The 17,578-nt window shown below is 65.4% G+C and carries 23 protein-coding genes and 1 pseudogene; 9 read left to right on the forward strand and 15 right to left on the reverse strand.

Translation table 11 applies throughout. The features are described 5' to 3' along the window. Positions 1-7 precede the first annotated feature (7 nt). Both J4H86_RS06535 and J4H86_RS06540 read right to left on the reverse strand, forming a co-directional pair. Entirely contained in the window at positions 8-214 is a 207-nt protein-coding gene (locus J4H86_RS06535; protein ID WP_236542607.1) for a hypothetical protein, read from the reverse strand. Continuing rightward, positions 207-1,253, reverse strand: a complete 1,047-nt coding sequence (locus tag J4H86_RS06540; protein ID WP_236542608.1) for an LLM class flavin-dependent oxidoreductase — start codon at positions 1,251-1,253, stop codon at positions 207-209. Before J4H86_RS06540 ends, J4H86_RS06535 begins: the two co-directional genes overlap by 8 nt. Before the next feature lie 93 nt (positions 1,254-1,346). Between J4H86_RS06540 and J4H86_RS06545 the strand changes: the two genes are divergently transcribed. Then, the gene (locus J4H86_RS06545) at positions 1,347-1,808 is read left to right on the forward strand and encodes a MarR family winged helix-turn-helix transcriptional regulator (RefSeq protein WP_236542609.1); all 462 of its coding nucleotides are present in this window, start codon (positions 1,347-1,349) and stop codon (positions 1,806-1,808) included. 323 nt (positions 1,809-2,131) lie between these two features. Here the strand turns inward: J4H86_RS06545 and J4H86_RS06550 are convergent, their stop codons facing one another. After that, a complete protein-coding gene (locus tag J4H86_RS06550) occupies positions 2,132-2,719 on the reverse strand; it encodes a TetR/AcrR family transcriptional regulator (RefSeq protein ID WP_236542610.1) in 588 nt (195 codons plus the stop codon). Between the two features lie 85 nt (positions 2,720-2,804). Here J4H86_RS06550 and J4H86_RS06555 point away from each other — a divergent pair, with 85 nt between their 5' ends. Continuing rightward, on the forward strand, positions 2,805-3,650 hold the full coding sequence (locus J4H86_RS06555) for an SDR family NAD(P)-dependent oxidoreductase (protein WP_236542611.1): 846 nt from the start codon (positions 2,805-2,807) through the stop codon (positions 3,648-3,650). A gap of 49 nt (positions 3,651-3,699) precedes the next feature. Here the strand turns inward: J4H86_RS06555 and J4H86_RS27585 are convergent, their stop codons facing one another. Beyond that, positions 3,700-4,131 carry a MerR family transcriptional regulator gene (locus tag J4H86_RS27585; protein WP_394356456.1) on the reverse strand — a complete coding sequence of 144 codons (432 nt, stop codon included), beginning with the start codon at positions 4,129-4,131 and terminating at the stop codon, positions 3,700-3,702. Here J4H86_RS27585 and J4H86_RS06560 point away from each other — a divergent pair. Beyond that, positions 4,130-4,495 (forward strand): SDR family NAD(P)-dependent oxidoreductase, encoded by a 366-nt coding sequence (locus J4H86_RS06560; RefSeq protein WP_236542612.1) that lies wholly within the window; start codon positions 4,130-4,132, stop codon positions 4,493-4,495. The genes J4H86_RS27585 and J4H86_RS06560 overlap by 2 nt on opposite strands. Positions 4,496-4,540: 45 nt before the next feature. On the opposite strand, the gene J4H86_RS06565 is transcribed toward J4H86_RS06560, so the two are convergent. From J4H86_RS06565 to J4H86_RS06575, 3 genes are all read right to left on the reverse strand, one after another. After that, on the reverse strand, positions 4,541-5,461 hold the full coding sequence (locus tag J4H86_RS06565) for an alpha/beta hydrolase (protein WP_236542613.1): 921 nt from the start codon (positions 5,459-5,461) through the stop codon (positions 4,541-4,543). A 213-nt stretch (positions 5,462-5,674) separates the two neighbouring features. After that, positions 5,675-5,869: a ferredoxin gene (locus J4H86_RS06570; protein ID WP_236542614.1), complete on the reverse strand. Its 195-nt coding sequence runs from the start codon at positions 5,867-5,869 to the stop codon at positions 5,675-5,677. After that, a complete protein-coding gene (locus tag J4H86_RS06575) occupies positions 5,866-7,026 on the reverse strand; it encodes a cytochrome P450 (protein WP_236542615.1) in 1,161 nt (386 codons plus the stop codon). The genes J4H86_RS06570 and J4H86_RS06575 overlap by 4 nt, the downstream gene beginning before the upstream one ends. 556 nt (positions 7,027-7,582) lie before the next feature. Between J4H86_RS06575 and J4H86_RS06580 the strand changes: the two genes are divergently transcribed. Then, positions 7,583-8,179 carry a TetR/AcrR family transcriptional regulator gene (locus J4H86_RS06580; RefSeq protein WP_236542616.1) on the forward strand — a complete coding sequence of 199 codons (597 nt, stop codon included), beginning with the start codon at positions 7,583-7,585 and terminating at the stop codon, positions 8,177-8,179. Here the strand turns inward: J4H86_RS06580 and J4H86_RS06585 are convergent. From J4H86_RS06585 to J4H86_RS27590, 3 genes and pseudogenes are all read right to left on the reverse strand, one after another. After that, positions 8,141-8,752 (reverse strand): transposase, encoded by a 612-nt coding sequence (locus J4H86_RS06585; RefSeq protein ID WP_236542617.1) that lies wholly within the window; start codon positions 8,750-8,752, stop codon positions 8,141-8,143. The genes J4H86_RS06580 and J4H86_RS06585 overlap by 39 nt on opposite strands. Positions 8,753-8,815: 63 nt before the next feature. Further along, the gene (locus J4H86_RS06590; protein ID WP_236542618.1) at positions 8,816-9,016 is read right to left on the reverse strand and encodes a transposase; all 201 of its coding nucleotides are present in this window, start codon (positions 9,014-9,016) and stop codon (positions 8,816-8,818) included. Beyond that, positions 8,965-9,168, reverse strand: a pseudogene (locus J4H86_RS27590) (transposase); the annotation flags it as partial. The pseudogene J4H86_RS27590 and the gene J4H86_RS06590, both read right to left, overlap by 52 nt. Before the next feature lie 296 nt (positions 9,169-9,464). Between J4H86_RS27590 and J4H86_RS06595 the strand changes: the two are divergent. Both J4H86_RS06595 and J4H86_RS06600 read left to right on the forward strand, forming a co-directional pair. Continuing rightward, positions 9,465-9,911 (forward strand): hypothetical protein, encoded by a 447-nt coding sequence (locus tag J4H86_RS06595; RefSeq protein ID WP_236542619.1) that lies wholly within the window; start codon positions 9,465-9,467, stop codon positions 9,909-9,911. A 3-nt stretch (positions 9,912-9,914) separates the two neighbouring features. Next, on the forward strand, positions 9,915-10,406 hold the full coding sequence (locus tag J4H86_RS06600; protein ID WP_236542620.1) for a hypothetical protein: 492 nt from the start codon (positions 9,915-9,917) through the stop codon (positions 10,404-10,406). A 36-nt stretch (positions 10,407-10,442) separates the two neighbouring features. Here J4H86_RS06600 and J4H86_RS06605 read toward each other — a convergent pair whose 3' ends face one another. The 3 genes from J4H86_RS06605 to J4H86_RS06615 form a co-directional block, all read right to left on the reverse strand. After that, complete coding sequence (locus tag J4H86_RS06605) at positions 10,443-10,736, reverse strand: contact-dependent growth inhibition system immunity protein (protein ID WP_236542621.1); 294 nt, start codon at positions 10,734-10,736, stop codon at positions 10,443-10,445. Positions 10,737-10,877: 141 nt separating this feature from the next. Then, positions 10,878-11,204, reverse strand: coding sequence for a hypothetical protein (locus J4H86_RS06610; RefSeq protein ID WP_236542622.1), 327 nt, complete (start codon positions 11,202-11,204; stop codon positions 10,878-10,880). 309 nt (positions 11,205-11,513) lie between these two features. Beyond that, positions 11,514-11,984 carry an SMI1/KNR4 family protein gene (locus tag J4H86_RS06615; protein ID WP_236542623.1) on the reverse strand — a complete coding sequence of 157 codons (471 nt, stop codon included), beginning with the start codon at positions 11,982-11,984 and terminating at the stop codon, positions 11,514-11,516. 329 nt (positions 11,985-12,313) lie between these two features. Here J4H86_RS06615 and J4H86_RS06620 point away from each other — a divergent pair, with 329 nt between their 5' ends. Continuing rightward, entirely contained in the window at positions 12,314-12,880 is a 567-nt protein-coding gene (locus J4H86_RS06620) for a glycerol-3-phosphate responsive antiterminator (RefSeq protein WP_236542624.1), read from the forward strand. 287 nt (positions 12,881-13,167) lie between these two features. After that, on the forward strand, positions 13,168-14,298 hold the full coding sequence (locus J4H86_RS06625; RefSeq protein ID WP_236542625.1) for an MFS transporter: 1,131 nt from the start codon (positions 13,168-13,170) through the stop codon (positions 14,296-14,298). Here J4H86_RS06625 and J4H86_RS06630 read toward each other — a convergent pair. Both J4H86_RS06630 and J4H86_RS06635 read right to left on the reverse strand, forming a co-directional pair. Continuing rightward, positions 14,281-15,158, reverse strand: a protein-coding gene (locus tag J4H86_RS06630; protein WP_394356457.1) for an IS5 family transposase whose coding sequence is annotated in 2 segments (ribosomal slippage) — positions 14,281-14,787 and positions 14,790-15,158 — 876 coding nt in all. Because the reading frame shifts where the segments join, the coding sequence is not laid out codon by codon here. The two genes, J4H86_RS06625 and J4H86_RS06630, sit on opposite strands and share 18 nt — an antisense overlap. A 57-nt stretch (positions 15,159-15,215) precedes the next feature. After that, a complete protein-coding gene (locus J4H86_RS06635) occupies positions 15,216-16,427 on the reverse strand; it encodes an MFS transporter (protein ID WP_236542626.1) in 1,212 nt (403 codons plus the stop codon). Between the two features lie 372 nt (positions 16,428-16,799). Here J4H86_RS06635 and J4H86_RS06640 point away from each other — a divergent pair, with 372 nt between their 5' ends. Next, positions 16,800-17,576 carry an IclR family transcriptional regulator gene (locus J4H86_RS06640; protein WP_236542627.1) on the forward strand — a complete coding sequence of 259 codons (777 nt, stop codon included), beginning with the start codon at positions 16,800-16,802 and terminating at the stop codon, positions 17,574-17,576. Positions 17,577-17,578: the final 2 nt, after the last annotated feature.

A 17,578-nucleotide genomic window follows, 5' to 3' on the forward strand; every position in this document is an offset into this window, starting at 1 on the left:
GCGTACCTCAAGCGCCTCGCAGTTCGTTCTCGTATTGGTTCAGCACACCGGGGGCGATCTCGACCATCTGAGAAAAGACTTCACCTGGGATGTTTTCGGATAGCAGGCCGAACTCCAGCGCGCCGAGGGCGATGGTGGCCAGGCCCATGGTTATGCACTGCTCGCTAGGATTTCCATTGACGATGACCACGCGGAGCGGCGTGGGCTCAGGCATCAGCGAGTTCCTTGTGGACGGCCGGGGCAACCTCGGTGCCGAGACGCTCGACGGCGGCCAAGAGTTCCTTTTGCGGCATGCTGCCCATTCCCATGTGGATGATGATGCGGGTGAGGCCGTACATCTCGCGGAAGCGAAGGATCTTGTCGGTGACCTCTTGCGGGTCACCGACGAGGTAGCTGCCCCCGTAGGAGGCCCCGGCGTCGAAAGCATCGCGCGGCAGCAGCATCCCGCGACCACGCTGATGGTTGTGCTCCATCATGAACCGGGCGAAGTGGGGATACATGGTCTCGCGCGCCTGCTGAGGGCTACTCCCGACGTAGCCGCCGACACTGAGACTGACCGGGAGGGATGCCGAGTCGTGGCCGGACTGCTCGGCGGCCGCGCGATAGAGCTGGATCGAGTCCTGGAGCATGTTCATCGGACCGAACAGGATCGCGAGCGCGAGAGGCAGGCCGAGCGTGCCGGTTTTAACCGCCGAGGCGGGTGTGCCGCCGACGCCGACCCAGATCGGAATGGTGTCGCCGTATGCACGCGGCGCGATGTCCGCGTCGACGAGGGGAGCGCGGAGTCTGCCGGTCCAGGTGATCGGGTTCTGCTCCCGAATGCTCAGCAGCAGGTCGAGTTTCTCGCGGAAGAGCTCGGAATAGTCGGTCACGTCGTACCCGAAAAGCGGGAACGACTCGGTGTAGGAGCCCCTTCCCGCGATGATCTCCGCGCGGCCAGCGGAGAGCTGGTCGATCGTGGCGAACTGCTCCCACACGCGTACGGGGTCTTCGGAACCCAGCACGGTGACGGCGCTCGCCAGCCTTATCCGCTTCGTGGTCTCGGCCGCGGCCGCGAGCATGATGCTCGGGGCGGAGCCCACGAAGTCGCTGCGGTGGTGCTCGCCCATGCCGAAGACGTCGAGGCCGACCTCGTCGGCGACCTTCGCCAGCTCGATCGTCTCGCGGACTCGTTGATGCGGGGTGCGATGCGTACCGCTGACGGGATCCTCTGTTACCTCGCCGAAGGTCATGATGCCGATCTCGAATGCCATCGACTGCTTCCTCTCGGTAGTGGCGACATCAGATTAACATGCTTACGCAAGCAAATACCTTGATGCATCGCGCCACCGACTACCCTGGACTCCATGGCAATGGAACGGCTCACCGAGCTCGAAGATGAGGCGTGGCGTGGCTTCCTCGTCACCCACGAGCGCATCTGGCGTCAGCTCGAGGCCGACCTGGCTCCACTCGGAGTGAGCGCGACCGAGTACAGCGTGTTGGGACTGCTCGGAGAGGCCGGCCGCGGCGGGATCCGGCTGACCGAACTAGCCGAGAAGCGGGTGATGTCTACCGCGGGTGTGTCCCGGCTCGCGGATCGACTGGAGCAGCGTGGTCTGGTCGAGCGTTGCCGTGCGGCCACCGACGGACGCGGGTTCGAGCTGACACTCACCCCGGCAGGCAGATCGCTCCTACGTAAGGCGTGGAAGCAGCAGTACGCCGGCATCAAGCGTCTCTTTCTCGACAAACTGAGCGACGAGCAGCTCCGAACCCTCGCGGACACTTGGGCAAGCCTTGCCGATCACGACGACCAGCGTCCTGGCGAATGAGGCGCGCGCCCGATGGGGCCGTGCGTGACTCATGAATCGCCCTGCCCTCGTGATCGGGGTGCTCTGCCCAGGATCTGTGCACGCGGGCGGGAGACCCGCGCTGACCCGGCTCCACACTCCCTCGGCGCTTGACCCTGAACAAAGCAGTTCGCCGTACCCGTCCGAACCAGTGCGGCGATGGCGGCGCTGAGGTGCTGCGGCGAGAGGGCTCTCCCGGGACCGACTATCTCCGGGGGACGCAGCGGCGCGCTTCCTACCCTGCGGGGGTCGGGGGAGGGAACGGAGAGATGCGTCCAGATTCCTTGGCAGACGCTACCCGCGTACTACGACAGGGGGCGCACGGTCGCCATCGTCGCGTCCAGGAGGGCGCTGAGGGATCTGTGCTCACCTGGTGTCAACCATTGCGCTTGGGCGACGTGCAGACAGGTGATCGCGGCGGCAGCGAGGGCTTCTGCGCGAAGAGACTCGTCGTCCGCGCCGTCCGGCGGCAGCCGGGGCAGGAGGGCGGACGCGATCCGACTTTGCCAGACCGCGTCCTTCCCCTGCTGCAGGGTAGGGCGTTCGAGCATGAGCAGCCCGAGTCTCTCGGCGTTGGGGTCGGAGTCCGCCTGTTCGGCCAGGGGGTCGAACGAACGCCGTAGCGCCAACCAGGGTGACTCCTCCTCGGGCCTGTGGCTGAGCGTTTCGGCGATCGTCGCGCCGAACGAAGCCAGCGCTTCGGCGAAAGCGTCGTCCTTGCTCCCGAAGTACCGGAAGTAGCTGCGACGCGAGATGCCCGCGGCGTGCGCGATGTCCTCCACCGTGGTCGCTTCGAAACCCTGGCTCAGGAACAGGTTCATGGCCGCGTCGACAATCTCCGCCCGCACGGCACGGCGCGTCCGTTCCCGCAGTGACACCTCTGGCGCATTCATGCCGCCATGCTACCCTCTGAGCCACATGTGACACCCGAGTGTCATAACGAGCATCGGGATGCCAACTTCAAGGAGTGACTGAGTAATGGGTGGACGGACGATCGTCATCACCGGCGGATCAGACGGCATCGGCGCCGAGGCGGCACGACAGGTGGCGCGCTCGCATCCGGACACCAGGCTCATTCTGGTGGGTCGCTCCCCCACGAGGACGGCGACCGTGGCGCAGGAGGTCGGCGCTGAGCACCTCCTCGCCGACTACGCCCGGATGGACGATGTGCGGCGACTCGCCGCTGACATTCGCGCCGCGACGGACCGGATCGACGTGCTGGCGAACAACGCCGGCGCGATCTTCGGAGAACGGACCGTGACCACGGACGGGCATGAGAAGACTTTCCAGGTGAATCTTCTCGCGCCGTTCCTGCTCACCCACCTGCTCCTGGACCGATTGCGGGATGGCGACGGGGTTGTGGTCAACACGTCCAGCGCTTCGGCGAAGATCGTCGGTAAGGTCGACGTCCGCGACCTCAACCACGAGAATACGTACGCGCCGATGCGCGCCTACGGTGATGCCAAACTCGGGAACATCCTCTTCACCCGGGGGTTGCACGCCAGGCACGGCCACCACGGGATCAACGCCGTCGCCTTTGATCCCGGAAATGTTCGCACACGCTTTGGGGCGGAGAACAACGGCCTCGTGACCCGTCTGCTGTACCGCACCCCGTTGTCACACCTGGCGCTGATCCCGCCCGAGAAAGGCGGAGCGAACTTGGTATTCTTCCTCAATGGGACGCCCGGCGTGGACTGGAAACCCGGACAATTCTACGCCCAGCGGAATCCGGCGAAGCCACATCAGACCAATAAGCAGGTCCATGACGACGCATTGATCGACCAGTTCTGGCAACGAACTGTCGACCTCGCGGGCGTGGAATGAGCCCAACATCGCCCACGCCTGAATCTTTCACTGCCGAACACCTGACCATTCACGCGCCCGGCATTCCCCGTTGATCAGTAGAGCATTGCATGGCTGAGGAAATCAGTTCGTCAAGACGGTCCCGAGCCTGACTAGCCGTGACGATACGACTCGTCAACCGATTCCTGTCAGCGCGCAATTGGTTGATCGCCTCCGAACTGATGGCGCCCGAGTCGACACAGGACAAGGCCATTCGGACCGACCTATTATCCAGACCCGCGGACCGTAGGCGGAGAATCAGCCGTATCCGATCGATGGAGGATTCGGAATACTCTCGGTGGCCGCCCGCGCTGCGTTCGGGTCGCAACAATCCTTCTTCCTCGTAGTAACGCAGAGCACGAGCGCTGACCCCCGCGCGCTCAGCCGCCATTGTGATCCGCATCTCACTCCCACGAAATGCATTGAACTTCACGTGCGCGTGAAGTTCTAGCCTATCCGACATGAAGATTCATCGCGCAACAGCCCTCGTCACCGGAGCCAACCGCGGCCTCGGCCGACAGTTTGTCCGCGAACTGCTCACACGTGGAGCCAGCGTCTACGCGACAGCTCGCGAGACCACTTCACTATTCGAAATCACTGGCGACAAGGTGACCGTCCTCCCTCTTGATGTGACGGACCCGTCCTCCGTAGCGGCATCCGCCGAGACAGCGAGCGACGTCGATCTCCTGATAAATAACGCTGGGGTGTTCACCAGGACCGGCCAGTTCGAGGTCGTTGCCGACAAAGCGGCGGCGTCCGACAAATCCGCTTTGAGCAAAACCCCAGAAGAGCGGTACCCAGAGTTGGCGAACGCGTTCCGCCGGTAGGAACCCGTTCGGGGAAACTCTTCCGATCGCGTTGAATGACAGGCTTTATGACTGGAAGGAGGATTTGAGCTGTCTGCCGAGAAGCCGCCGGGCGGTGTGCGCGTCGTTGATGAGGGCTCCGGCCTGAAGGAAGAGGTGTGGTTGGCCGAGGAATCTCACGGTTGATACTTTGTTCCCCTGTTGTCCCAATGCTCGTCCGTATGCTTCGCCCTGGTCTCGCAGCGGATCGCACTCCGCGGTGATTATGGTCGCTGGCGGTAGGTTGGTGAGGTCACTGTTCAGTGCGGGCGAAGCCCTGACGTCCTCACGTTCTTCGGGTTGGGTGTACTGGTCGATGTACCAGTTCAGATTGCGAGCGCTGAGGAAGTAGCCTTCGCCGTATTCCTGGTAGCTCGGGGAGTGCAGGTTCGACAGGTCGGTGCAGGGGTAGATCAAGCCTTGGTGAACGAGTCCGGGGCGGTGGCCTCGCATCTGCTGTGCTACGACAGCGGCGATGTTGCCTCCTGCGCTGTCACCGACCACCCCCACCTTCTCGATATCGATATCCAGGTCGGTTTCCCCACTGAGCACAGCGGACACGACCGCGATGGCGTCATCGATCGTCGCGGGGAACGGGTGTTCCGGGGCGAGCCGGTAGTCGACACTGATGCCAATAGCGCCGGCCTCGGCGGCGATCTCTCGAATAGTCGACTCGGCGAGGTCCAATGTGCCGGTCGTCCAACCGCCGCCATGAAAGTAGACGACACACGGCTGCGGATGGTTTTTCAGGCCCGGCGTGTATACGCGCACCGGAACGCCCGCGATCTTGGTATCCTCCACACTCAGCATTCCGACGGCATCACCAGTCAACGAAGCGGCTTTCTCGAAGTTTTCCCGGATTTGCCGCACACTGAGCGTGTCGAGCGGTGGTGTCGCGGCGATGGCGTCGAGGAGCCGCTGGGCTTCGGGGTGCACATGCTGCGTCATTGTGTACTCATTCCTCACTTTCACGCGTGAACGACGGTCCCGCCGAAGGCGTCGAGGAAGAGAAGACGTCGTCCTCGGCGCGGTAGTGGGTCGCCTGTGTACTGACGATTTCGTCCCTCAGGAAATCGCTGGCATGTCAGTACGACTGCGGAAGATCGCGTGGATGCGTGCGCGGCGACCAACTCGATCGCGACCGGGCCGGGTTGCGGGCGTTCAGTCGGAGAGACCCAGTGCCCGGCTGGGGCAGAGCCGTTCGGCCTCGCGGACCTTCTCCTGCTGCTCGTCGAGGGGCTTCTCGGTGAGCAGGTGCACCCGGCCGTCCTCTTCGTCCTGATCGAAGACCTCTGGTGCGGTCAGCGCGCACATACCGGCGCCGACACAGACCTCGCGGTTGGCGGTCACCCTCACGCCGGCGCCTCCCAGCTGACCGGAAGGCTGTGCAGGCCGAAGACCACACCGTCGTACTTGTAGTCCAGCTCCGCGACCGGCGCGTCCAGTCGCAGCCCCGGAAGTCGCTCGAACAGTGCGGGCAGCACCACCTCCAGCTCCATACGCGCCAGGTTGGCTCCCAGGCACTGGTGAATTCCGTACCCGAACGCCACGTGGCGCTGGTCTCCCGCGCGCATCTGGAGGCGCTCCGGGGGATCGAAGATCTCTGGGTCCCAGTTGGCCCCAGCGAGCAGTGCAATGACCCCCTCCCCTGCGGCGATGGTGACGCCGCCGATCTCGGTGTCACGTATCGCGACCCGGGTCGGAACCACGTCCGCGATGCTGTGGAAGCGCAGTAGCTCTGCCACCACATCGGACCGCCGGTTGGGTTGGTCCCGCAGCACCGCCACCAGGTCCGGGCGCTCCAGCAACGTGACCGTCGACAGTGTGATCATGTTGGCCGTGGTCTCGTGGCCGGCGGCGAGCAGCAGGGTGCACATCCGTATCACCGTTTCCCGGTCGAAGTCTCCCGCGGGTCTCAGGTGCTCGGTGGCCAGGCGGCTCATCACGTCGTCCTCGGGGTGGCGCTGTTTGCGGGTGAGCAGTTCGTCCAAATACGCGAAGAGCTCGGAGAACGCGGTACTGGTCTGTTCCGGGGTGCTGCTCCGGGACAGGACCGCTCCTGCTCGGGTCTGGAAGTACTCATGGTCGCTGTAGGGAACACCGAGGAGTTGGCAGATCACCAGCGAGGGCAGCGGCAGTGCCAGCATCTCCACGAGATCGGCCGGCGAGCCGCTGCGGAGCATCTCGTCGAGCAGGCCCGCGGTGGCGTGTTCCACCCCGGGTCGCAACCGCCGGACGCGGCGCAGGGTGAACTCCGGGATCAGGGCCCGACGCTCGGCGGTGTGCTCCGGCGGGTCCTTGCGAAGGAACGTTGGGTTGTCCAGCACCTCCTGCGGCTCGGGCTTGATGAGGGGAAGCCCGGGGGTCCTGTTGTCGGCGCTGAAGTCCGGGCTGGCGAGTATGGACTGGACGTCGCGATATCGGGCGACCGCCCACACCGGGCGGCCGTCCGGAGTGTGCATCCGGGTGGGGCCATTGGTGCGCAGATCCGCGTACTCCTCGGGTGGTCTCATGGGACACCCGCGACGCATGGGGATCTCGTTGGCGGGGTGGATTCTGGCGGGACCGCTCGTGGCTCGGCCATGACATGACTCCTAAGTGAAGGGAAGCGCCCCACTCTTTCGTGTGGATCAATCAGCGCGATCGGAGGGAGATCATCCAGATAAGGGAACAGGTCGGGCGGCCGACAGTTCGCGGGCCGCTCCATGCCGACGCGCGGCACAACCTGACGTTGGTCCTGGACGCGACACGGGAAGCGTTCGCCGAGCGCGGCGTAAACGCGCCTCTGGAGGACGTCGTCCGGCTCGCGGGGGCGTCGAACACCACATCATGGACAGCGAGTACCGCGGTCATCTCTATCGCATCGTGGTGAGCGGGGGCAGGCAGGGTAACTGCTCCGTCGTAGGTGACGAGTGGATCCCCGTATTCATCGTGCAACGCGGCACGCATCGCTGTCATCGAGTCTCCCTACATGGGGATATGGACGATTGAGCCGATAAGTGGAGCGCGTACTCCACTTAATCGACGCTATCATCTGGGGGCACCACCCAGGGCATGCGTGGAGGCGCGATGAGCCAAATGGACCAGACCGAGCCGTCCAAACCGGCATTGCGCGCCGATGCCGAGCGGAATCGCAGGCTCATCATCGATGCCGCCTACGAGGCGTTCGCGGATGAGGGGCTCGACGTCTCGCTGACAGAGATCGCCCGGCGGGCGGGGGTGGGCTTCGCGACGGTGCAGCGTCGCTTCCCCACCAAAGCTGCTCTGGTGACGGAAGTGGTCCGCGCCCAGATCGCACACATCGGTGAAGACGCCGCGCGGTCGACCACCTCCGACGCCTGGACCGCTTTCACCACACCCATACTCGACTGCTGTGCTCACCAGGTGAAAGACCCTGGGCTGGCCGGGGCTCTCGCTCAACTCCTGTCCGCCGCATCCCAACCCGCGGTGCGCGAGCCTCTCCTCGACGCTTTCGAGCCGCTGGCAGCGCGTGCCGTCGCAGAAGGCGTTGTGCGAAAGGACATAACCATCGACGACGTGTTGCTGATCCTGAAGGGCAACGCTGGAGTGATCGCCAACTCTCCCGGCGAAGAAGCAGAGGCGTCCCAACGCTTCGTAGAGATGGCATTACGCGGCCTGCGCAGCGAAATGCCAGCTGAGCGCTAGGGCCTGTTTTGGAGGTTGGAGCCAGTCGTTGATGATCGCGGTGTGGGTCGTGGCTGCGTAGCGGGCAGCGAGTTGTCGTAGCGTGTGCCTGCCCCCCCCCGATGGTGTTTGAGCCGGTTGATCGCGCATTCCACCGCGTGGCGCTGCCTGTGGGCAGCCGTATCGAGGGCCCAGGGTCGCCCGCCCCGGGGGACCGCGCGAACGGCGGTGGGCGGCCTGGTCCGCGGGCTCGGCGATCGTGGCCTGGATCCCGCGCCGACGTAGCCGCTCCCGGTTGGCGCGGCTGCTGTAGGCCTTGTCGGCCAGCACCGGATCTGGGCGGTGACGGGCCCGTCCCGGCCCCGCCCGGCCGATGCGGATCTGCTCCAGCACCGCGCTGAACCGCGGTGAGTCTCCCCGCTTCCCGCCGGTGAGCAGCACTGACAGGACCTTCTGCCCCTGCTCGCCGGCCAAGTGCAGCGTGGTGGTCCATCCGCCACGGGAGCGGCCCAGGCCGTGATCGCCCGGCTCGCCCCGAGTGGCCCCGGGCGCGCCGGCGGCGTGCTGGTGGGCCCGCACGATAGTGGAGTCCACCGACACCTGCCAGCAGATCCGACCGGCGGTATGGGCCCGGGCCTGCACCAAGGCCAGGACGCGCTACCACACGCCCTTGCGCTCGAAGCAGCGGAACAGCCCGTAGGCGCTCTGCCAAGCCCCGTAGGCGGCGGGGATGTCGCGCCAGAGTGTGCGCCGACGCGGATCCGCCAGCGGATGGCGTTGACCAGGGTGCGGCGGCAGCGGTGTCGAGGGCGGCCCTTGCGGGCGGGTCCCGGAAGGAGCGGTCTCAGCGCCTTCCATTGCGTATCGGTCAGGTCATGGCGGTGCAAGGCCGATAGAGTCAACGCTGAAGCCTCCGCTGACTGGTCAACTTGGTCGTTGACCCCGTCCACCGGAGGTTTCGCTCGTCGCGCGCCATGGTCACCCAATCGATACCAACACCAGCCCACCACACACTCCCAAAACAGGCCCTAGACGTGGAACGGCACCGTCGAGACGATCGACACCCTTCTCCTCGCCACCGGTTACCGACCCGCCCCGGAGAAGCGGCGAGTCGTCCATAGGCAGATGGAATTCATCGAAGGGAAGAGATCCGGTTGGAACGCGATACACGATTGGTCCAGACGGCGGTCCTCGGAACCACGGACGCACATGATCCGGTGAGCATGCCCGTGACGAGCCTCGAAGCGAAGCGCTTCCTCGACGATCGTCCTGGGGCGTCCTTCAGGTGCGGTACCTGGCGGGGCGGGTGCGGAAGGCAGCTCATGACTCGTGTGGGCATGGAGCCGATTCTGCGAGCAAGCCATCGCCTGGCCGCCCAGGGGCTTGGCTCCGACGAGCCGGCTACTTTCCCATCACCGCCGGCTGGGAGGCGTTCGGCTACACCGACGAGCAGAACCGGGGCGGGGGCGCGAGTGGCTATGTCCGCGATGATCCGGGCTGGGTCCGCGCGATCGGTAGTCTCAGCTACGACTTGGAGGGCGAGGAGACGGTCCACCCGCCGGACGATCCGGACGGAGAGGGGACCTACGAGGTGGGCTTCGACGTGAACGTGCAGAGGCACTACTCCTGGGATCAGGAGGCGGCGGATCCGTTCGTCGGCGACCGATGGTTCTCCGGCGTGTTGGATCTCAGCGAAAGCGATCTGGCGGAGTCGCACGGTGACACGACTCAGCGGCGCGAAGGGGCGATCTGAAGCATGCGCGCGATTCTGGGTTTGCCCACACTGATGGGGGCCGCGCTGCTGGTGGCCGGCTGCGGTTCGTTCGCCCCGCCCGAGCCCTCACCACCGACCCCCGAGGAGCCGGTGGAGCTGCCGTCGGAGGACGCGGACATCCGCGCGGGGTTCGAGGAGCTCAGCGAGCTCACGATTCCCGACGACGCGGAGGATGTGGACATCACGGTGGAGCACAGCGGAGCAGGTACGCCGCTGTACCGGGTCGGTTTCATCACCGACGCCGAAGGGCTGGAAGAGTTCTGCAACGCGGACAACTTCAGCCCCTACACGCTGATTAGCGAGCCGGACGAGGAGGAACGGGAACGGTTCGAGATCACCGAGGAGACCGTCGACGGGATGGTGCACTGCCGGGGCAGCGGTGTGGAGAACCACACCGACCGCGAGGTGATCGCGGTCTGGCCCGAGGAGGACGTCGCCGCGGTGCACGGCATCGTCTGGGAACTTCCGGGCTGACAACGCCGCTGTAGGAGTCCCATGTCGTGTGGGTTACTAGGTCACGGCGTCCGCCAGGTGGTCGCGAACCGTACGCAACCAGGTGTGCCAACGGTCGGGGCCGTTCGGTGGGACGATGTTGGCGCCGGAGTCGCGGGTGATGTACCCGCGCAGACGTTTATCCGAGACGTCGACCGCGAGCAACTCGTCCAGCTCGGCGAGCACCGCCACACACCGCGACCGGGACATGGTAGCCACGAAGTGCCGCACGCTCGCCCGTTCGTCGGGAAAATCGTCCTTCCAGTCCTGGTGGAAGGAGACCCTCAGGAACTCGGACAACTGGTCATACATACAGCCACTGCTGATTTCTCGGGATCGGCTTGTGCCTGTCTCCGCCGTCTAGGTGGTGTGGCCAGCCACGACCCTGCGGATCTCGTCGTCGGAGCGCAAGCCCTCCAGCCACGCGCGGACCTCGTGGAGCTGTTTGGCCAGTCAGGAGATAGTCACCGCTCGCAGCTCACGACTGTCGAAATAGATCACCGACCACACTCCACCGACCTCGTTGGCCACCCGTTGGGCGAGTTCACGCCCGCGACGTGCGAAATCGTCCTCGGCCTCAGGCGTGGGGAACCCCGATTCCTTCGGATCCGCACGATTCAGCGTCGCGTCATACTCCTCAGCCCACCGATCCAGCTCCACAGCCAGCCCAGAACTCAGCCCCAATGCAGAAGCGTACGGCGAAAGATTGTCATAGAAACCCGGACCAACACCCCACAACGGGTAGCAATCGTAATCCGCCATGACCTTGATGGACTCCACGCCCTTCACCCTCCCGCAGAACCGCCAGAGAATAACCTCGTGATCTCGATACCAGCGTAGCCAGCAACCATTCTTGAACGTTCATTGGCCCATACCCCAGAAACCTTCGCCGCTCATCGACGTCCGTTCATGAAAGACCCAGGGAGATTCGGTGCGGCCAAGTGCGGATCCAGCGGCTGCCGCCCGCCGTGAAGGAGCCTCTGGGTCAGACCTCCCCCTGGGCGATGTCGATGCCCCGGGTAACGAACTTCAGCCGGATACGCCGACCCGACGCCGTCGGGTCGGCCACAGCAATCCTTCCACCGCCGGTCACACTCCGCGCCTGTTGCCTTTCTCGTCGTCTCGGAAGATGCGCCAGTAGCGTTCCGGGATGCCGATGTGCTGGGCGACGTGTTCCTGGAACGAGGACGCGGTCACCTGCTCCGGAGGGTCGTTCTCGATGTAGAGCCAGACGCGCTCGTCGTCGGGTTTGAAGAAGTACAGCACGTATCCCTGGTGGTGGCCGAAGAAGAATCGCCCCTCGATCGCGGGGATGCCCGGATCCTCGTGACGCCGCTCGAACACGACGTGATCCCGCATGCTCAGGCAGTCGGCGTACCCGTAGTTACTTCCCCGGAACAGGTTCCCCGCGTTCCGGCCGAGTTCGCGCATGAACACCAGATATGCCTCCGGCGGACGCACCTCGGGAAACTCGGCCAGGATATGGTCCAGCTCATCCGGACCGCACCCCACCATTTCCTCCGGACGCGCCGCGTCCAGACGCACCAATTCCGTCTTCACCCCGGCGATCCACGATTCAAGATCCCCCGTCAACGCAACCTCACTCCTCGTGGTTCACCGCGCTACATTCCACTACATCGCGGCGAGTGAAGGACGCCGCCGCGGGCTCGAACATCCCACTCTCCCGCGTCGAGTGGGATGGCCTCATCCAAGCGGCCGGCGACCGCGTGCCCTGAGCAGCTCCGGGTTGCTCCAATCCCACCGGGGCGAGCTGTGGAGCGAGGCGCTCCGCCTCCCCTGGCTGGGGCGGGCCGTGTGTGAACGCTTACGCTGGTCCGATGATCGGTGGCTGTGGTGGCCGCCCGTTCGTACCCGGATGAGGAGGCCCCGTGGCTGAACCGCTCGCTGACATTCTCGCCGACGAGCCCGTCGTGGCCAGTGTCAAGAACGCCGAGGACCTCGACGTGGTGCTGCGGTCCGAGTGCCGGGTGGTGTTCCTGCTGTACGGCACGCTGCTGGACCTGCCCGACCTGGTGCGGACGCTGAAGGATGCGGGGCGGATCGTATTGGTCAACGTGGACCTGCTGGACGGATTCGCGGCCAAGGACGTGACCGTCCGCTTCATCGCCGAGCGTACGGCGGCCGACGGCATCCTCAGCTCCAAGGCGTCCCTGGTCCGGGCCGCCCGTGAGTGTGGGCTCCTCTCCGTGCATCGGTTCTTCCTGATCGACTCAATCTCCTACCGCAACCTCGTCCCCCAACTGCGCTCCTCACAGGCCGAGTGCGTGGAGATCCTGCCGGGCTGCGTGCCGCGCGTCATCTCGTGGGTGGTGGACGACATCGACGTCCCACTCATCGCCGGCGGGCTGGTGTGCGACCGGGATGACGTCTACGCGGCGTTGAAGGCGGGAGCGGCCGCGGTGGCCTCCTCCAACCACGACATCTGGTCGATGTGACCGCGACCCTCGCGCCCCCCTTCACCTGGGACGCCATACGGAAGTCCTGGTTGACAGGGTGGTGGAGAGGGCTTAAAGTCCCTCCGACAACTCCATACCGGCCCCGCCTGTCACGGCGGCGGCAGTTACTAGAGACCAGAGAACAGTAACTCCTTGATTCATCGGGGAGGACTGTTCTTTTTTTATTGCATATTGAGGTGGCCATGAGCACGACTCGGAAGTGGACAGAATTCCTGATCCTAGCGATGTCGTGTGGCATCATTTTTCAAGTCGGCTATATCCGCTTCGTGTTCCTCGCGCCGACCGTGGCCGCTCTCGAAATCACGGCGCAGCAGTACGGCAACATCATTTCGATTTTCGGCGCGACGGCCATCGTGATGTATTTCCTCGGGGGCTGGTTCGCCGACCGGTTCTCGCCGAAGGTGCTCATCGCGGTGGGGCTCGCCGGTGTGGGCGTACTCGACCTCTACATCGCCCAGGCGCCCGGCTACGTAGGCACACTCGTCGCACACGTGCTCATGGCCGTACTCGGGATGGGCCTGTACTGGCCCGCGTTGATCAAGGCCATCAGTCTGTTGGGAGACTCCACCGAACAGGGGCGGCTCTTCGGGTTCCTCGAGGGCACCCGCGGCGTGACCTCGACGATCGTGGGCCTGATCGGCGCGGGACTCGTGGCCGTCGCGGTGACCGACGCCCTGGGCGTGCTCTGGCTGATCCGGATCTACGGGATCCTCAGCTTCGTCTTCGCCGCCCTGGTCCTGTTCTCCGTGAGCGTCGGCTCGCGTCGCCCGTCGGACGGCGAGTCGAGCGCCGTCTCCATTCGCCAGCTCTGGTTGGCGGCACGCAACAAGTACACGTTGTTGATCGGTATCACCGCGATGCTGATGTACACCTTCTACACCCTGCTCGGCTACTTCTCGCCCCTCCTGGAGACCCACTTCGGCGTCGCCGCGGGACTGATCGGTGTCATCGGCGTCATGCGCACCTACTTCTTCCAGCTCGCCGCACCGGTGGGTGGCCTCGTGGTGGACAAGGTGACTCGTTCCTCGCCCCGGTTCCTGCGGTGGATGTTCGCGGGTTGCCTGGCCGTCAGCGTGGCCTTCCTGGTCCTGCCGCGTTCGATGTCGTTCGCGTGGCTCGCGGTGGTCCTCATGTTCGTGCTCTCCTTGTTCGTCTTCGCGTCCCGGGGCGTGTACTTCGCGACCGTGGGCGAGGTGCGGATCCCGGTGAACGAACGTGGCGGGGTCATCGGCCTGGTGTCGGGCATCGCGTTCATCCCCGACGCCTTCCTGCCATCGGTGGCCGCGTGGTGGATCGGTGACCCCAACGCCAGCCCTCCCGTGGCCGAGGCCGGTGGCGGCTACACGACCATGTTCGCGGTGTTGATCGGGGCGTCACTGCTAGGTCGTGTTTTTTGAACGGGTGAGGTCGCGGAGCCAGATCCGGATGGAGGCGATTTGCGTGGTTCCGTCGTAGATCGCGGCGCGTTTGTCGTATCTGGTCGCGACTGCTCGGTTTTGTTTGAGTAGGTTGATGGATTGTTCGACGGTGTTGCGGTTTCGGTAGGTGTCCCGGTCGAAGGTCGGGGGTCTGCCGCCTTTGGCTCCTTTGCGTTTGCGGTTGGCGCTTTGGTCGTGGGGTTGGGCGATGGTCGCCCGGATGCCTCGTCTGCGCAGGTGGGCCCGGATCGCTGATGAGGAGTAGGCCTTGTCTGCCAGTAGACGGTCTGGGCGAGTCCGTGAGCGGCCGGCGCTGCGCGGTAGCCGTAGCGCGGCCATTAGCGGCTCGAACATGCGGGTGTCCCCGCGTTGGCCGGGGCTGGTGGCGATGGCCAAGGGGCGGCGACGGTTGTCGGCGATCAGGTGAATTTTGGTGGTCAGTCCTCCCCGGGAGCGTCCCAGTGCTTCGGATCCGTCCGGTTCGTTCCGGGCCGTTTCCCCTTTTTTGTGGCGCCGGCGGCGTGGTGGTGGGCGCGCACGGTGGTGGAGTCGATGCCGACCTCGAGGGCCTCGCCGGTGGCGGCGTCGATACGCAGCCGTTCGGCGATCCTGTCCCAGGTCCCGTCCAGTGACCAGCGGCGGTGCCGCCCGGCGGCGGTCTCCCAGGGCCCGTACCGCTCGGGCAGATCCCGCCAGGGGATCCCGGTGCGGGTTCTGAACAGGATCGCGTTGATGACCTTGCGGTGGTCGGCCCACCGCTTTCCTTTGTGGGGGTGGGCGGGCATGAGCGGGGCGAGCAAAGCCCACTCAGCATCGCTAAGTTCATGGCGTCGAACCATGCCACCCAACACTTCCAGACCACCCACCCACCCCGCAGACCCTCCACAAAACACGGCCTAGGGCGTGGAGGAGGTGCGTACCGGAGGCGGCGGATGAGTGGCGGGCGCTCGGCGGGACGCCGCCCACCACAGGAGTGTCAACAGCAGTGCGCAGAGATGTGCGAGCCCCACGCTGAGCCACCCCAGGGCGTAGGAGTCACCGATGTCCATGACCAGTCCCAGGGTGAGAGGGCCCGTGGCGAAGCCCAGGTAGAGACCGACGGACAGTCGAGCGGTCGCCGTACCCACACGTTCGGTGTGGACCGCGCCCATCAAGGCGAGCATGAGGACGACGTTGGCGGCCAACGCGCTGACTCCGTGTCCCACGACCCCACCCCAGAGGAGTAGGGCCTCGCCGGTGTGGGCGGCGCCCAGCAGCAGTCCGGTCGAGAGGGTGGAAAGAATCGCCAGCACGGTGAGCACGCCGTGGGGTCTCGCGGTCCGCGTGTTGACGGCGCGTCCCCACAGGACCCGTGCGACCATGCCGATCGTCCCCGCCGCCGCTCCCGTCAGTCCCGCGAGAACCACGCCGAGACCGATTTCCTGATGGGCGAAGAGGGGGAGGTAGACGTTGGTGGCCTGCAGGGCGGCGCCCGAGAACAGCGCGTATCCGGCGAGCCACCACACGCCGGCGGGTACGGCGCCCACGCCGTGGCTCGCACCGTGCGGGGGTTCGCCGCTGGGGGCGGTGTCCGTGCTGTCGGGCACGAGCCGCACCGCCAGCACGACCCCCAGGAGCGCGATGGTGATCGCGACGCCCACCGCGCCGCGCCAGCCCATCACAAGAGCGACCGAGGGCAACAGCAGGCCCGCGAACAACTGGCTCAGTTGCACCCCCGACTGCTTGACGCCCACTACCAGGCCTCGCCGCGTCGCGGGGATGTGCGCCGCGACGAGCCGGTTGGAAACGGGGTTGGACAAGGATTGGGCCAACCCCGAGAACGCGACGGCGAACAGCAGCCACAGGTAGGATCCAGCCAGCACTGCGGTGCCGAGTGCCAGGGCGCTCGCGGCGAAGATCCCCGCCACGGACCAGTGATCGCGCGCTCGGTCGACGAATCCCCCAAGGCCCGCCGCGCCGATCGCCGCGACGACGAACGCGACCGTCGCCAGGGCGCCGAACTCCGCGTTGCTCAACGCGAGGTCCTCGATGAGCAGGGGGCCCAAGGCGCTGATGGCGTACAACAGGAGCGGTCCGATCCCCATACACAGCACCAGAACCGCGGTCATTCCGCCGACGCGCGCCGCGGGCGGGGGCGACGAAGTGGATGGCGGTCGAGCGGCTCGTGGGTTCGCGCTCTCGGCCATGACCACACCTCCTGTTCGCTCTGCGCACGACTGTCCGCCTGGCGGACGACATGGGTCGGCCCTGGGCTTGCTGTCACGTGGTTCACAATCGGGTTCTTGGTACCCGCGGGGGTCGTTCTTGGGAGTGTTCCTGCGGTTCGTGGCGGCGATGGAAGGATCTCTCCCGGTGTCGCCTCGAACCTCTCGTCCTCGACTGGGTGGGCCCGACGGGTATGAAGTCCCCGGGCTCTCTCGGTTATGTAGGAGCGACGAGGGGGCTTCCTCCGTCCCGCCTACATGAAATAAGGTTCCGCTATGAAGAACGATGTTGTCAACAGTCCCGCCTACCGGATCGAATCCGTTGACAACGCTCTTCGCCTTCTCCTCGAGCTACGCGACCGACCGAGTCTGCGCGTGGCCGAAAGCGCCCGATTGTTGAACGTAGGGCGCTCGACCGCTCATCGACTGCTCTCGATGCTGCAGTACAGAGGGTTCGTCGACCAGGACCCCAATACTCGGGAATACGTTCCCGGGCGCGCGCTCATCGAAGTCGGCCTCACGGTGGTCGGTGGCCTCGACGTCCGCCGCAAAGCACGCCCCCACTTGGAACAGTTGTGCCAGGACCTCAACGAGACCGTTCATCTCGTGATACTGGAAGGAAACGGTGTCCGCTTCCTCGACGGCATCGAAGGCCATCAGAACCTCCGCACGAGCATCCGGACCGGAATGCTGCTCCCCGCCAACTGCACCTCCGGTGGCAAGGTGCTCTTGGCCGACCTCAGCAGCGAAGAGCTGCACGCGCTCTACCCACGTGGCATGTCCGGGGTCACGCAGCGCAGCATCACCACCATCGCCGACCTGCGCACGGAACTGGAACGCGTCCGACAGCGCGGCTACGCCACCAACTTCGGCGAGAGCGAGGACGGCATCGCCGCCGTCGCCGTCTGCGTCCGAGACGCTCTGGACCGCGCGGTCGCGGCTGTCGCGGTGACAGCACCGAACGCGCGGCTGACCGAGGACAACGCCTCGAAGTTCGCCGAGCTCATGACCAAGACATCCACCGCCATCTCCCACGACCTCGGGTCGACATAGAA

It is taken from the genome of Spiractinospora alimapuensis, from assembly GCF_018437505.1.
Taxonomy (GTDB): Bacteria; Actinomycetota; Actinomycetes; order Streptosporangiales; family Streptosporangiaceae; genus Spiractinospora; species Spiractinospora alimapuensis.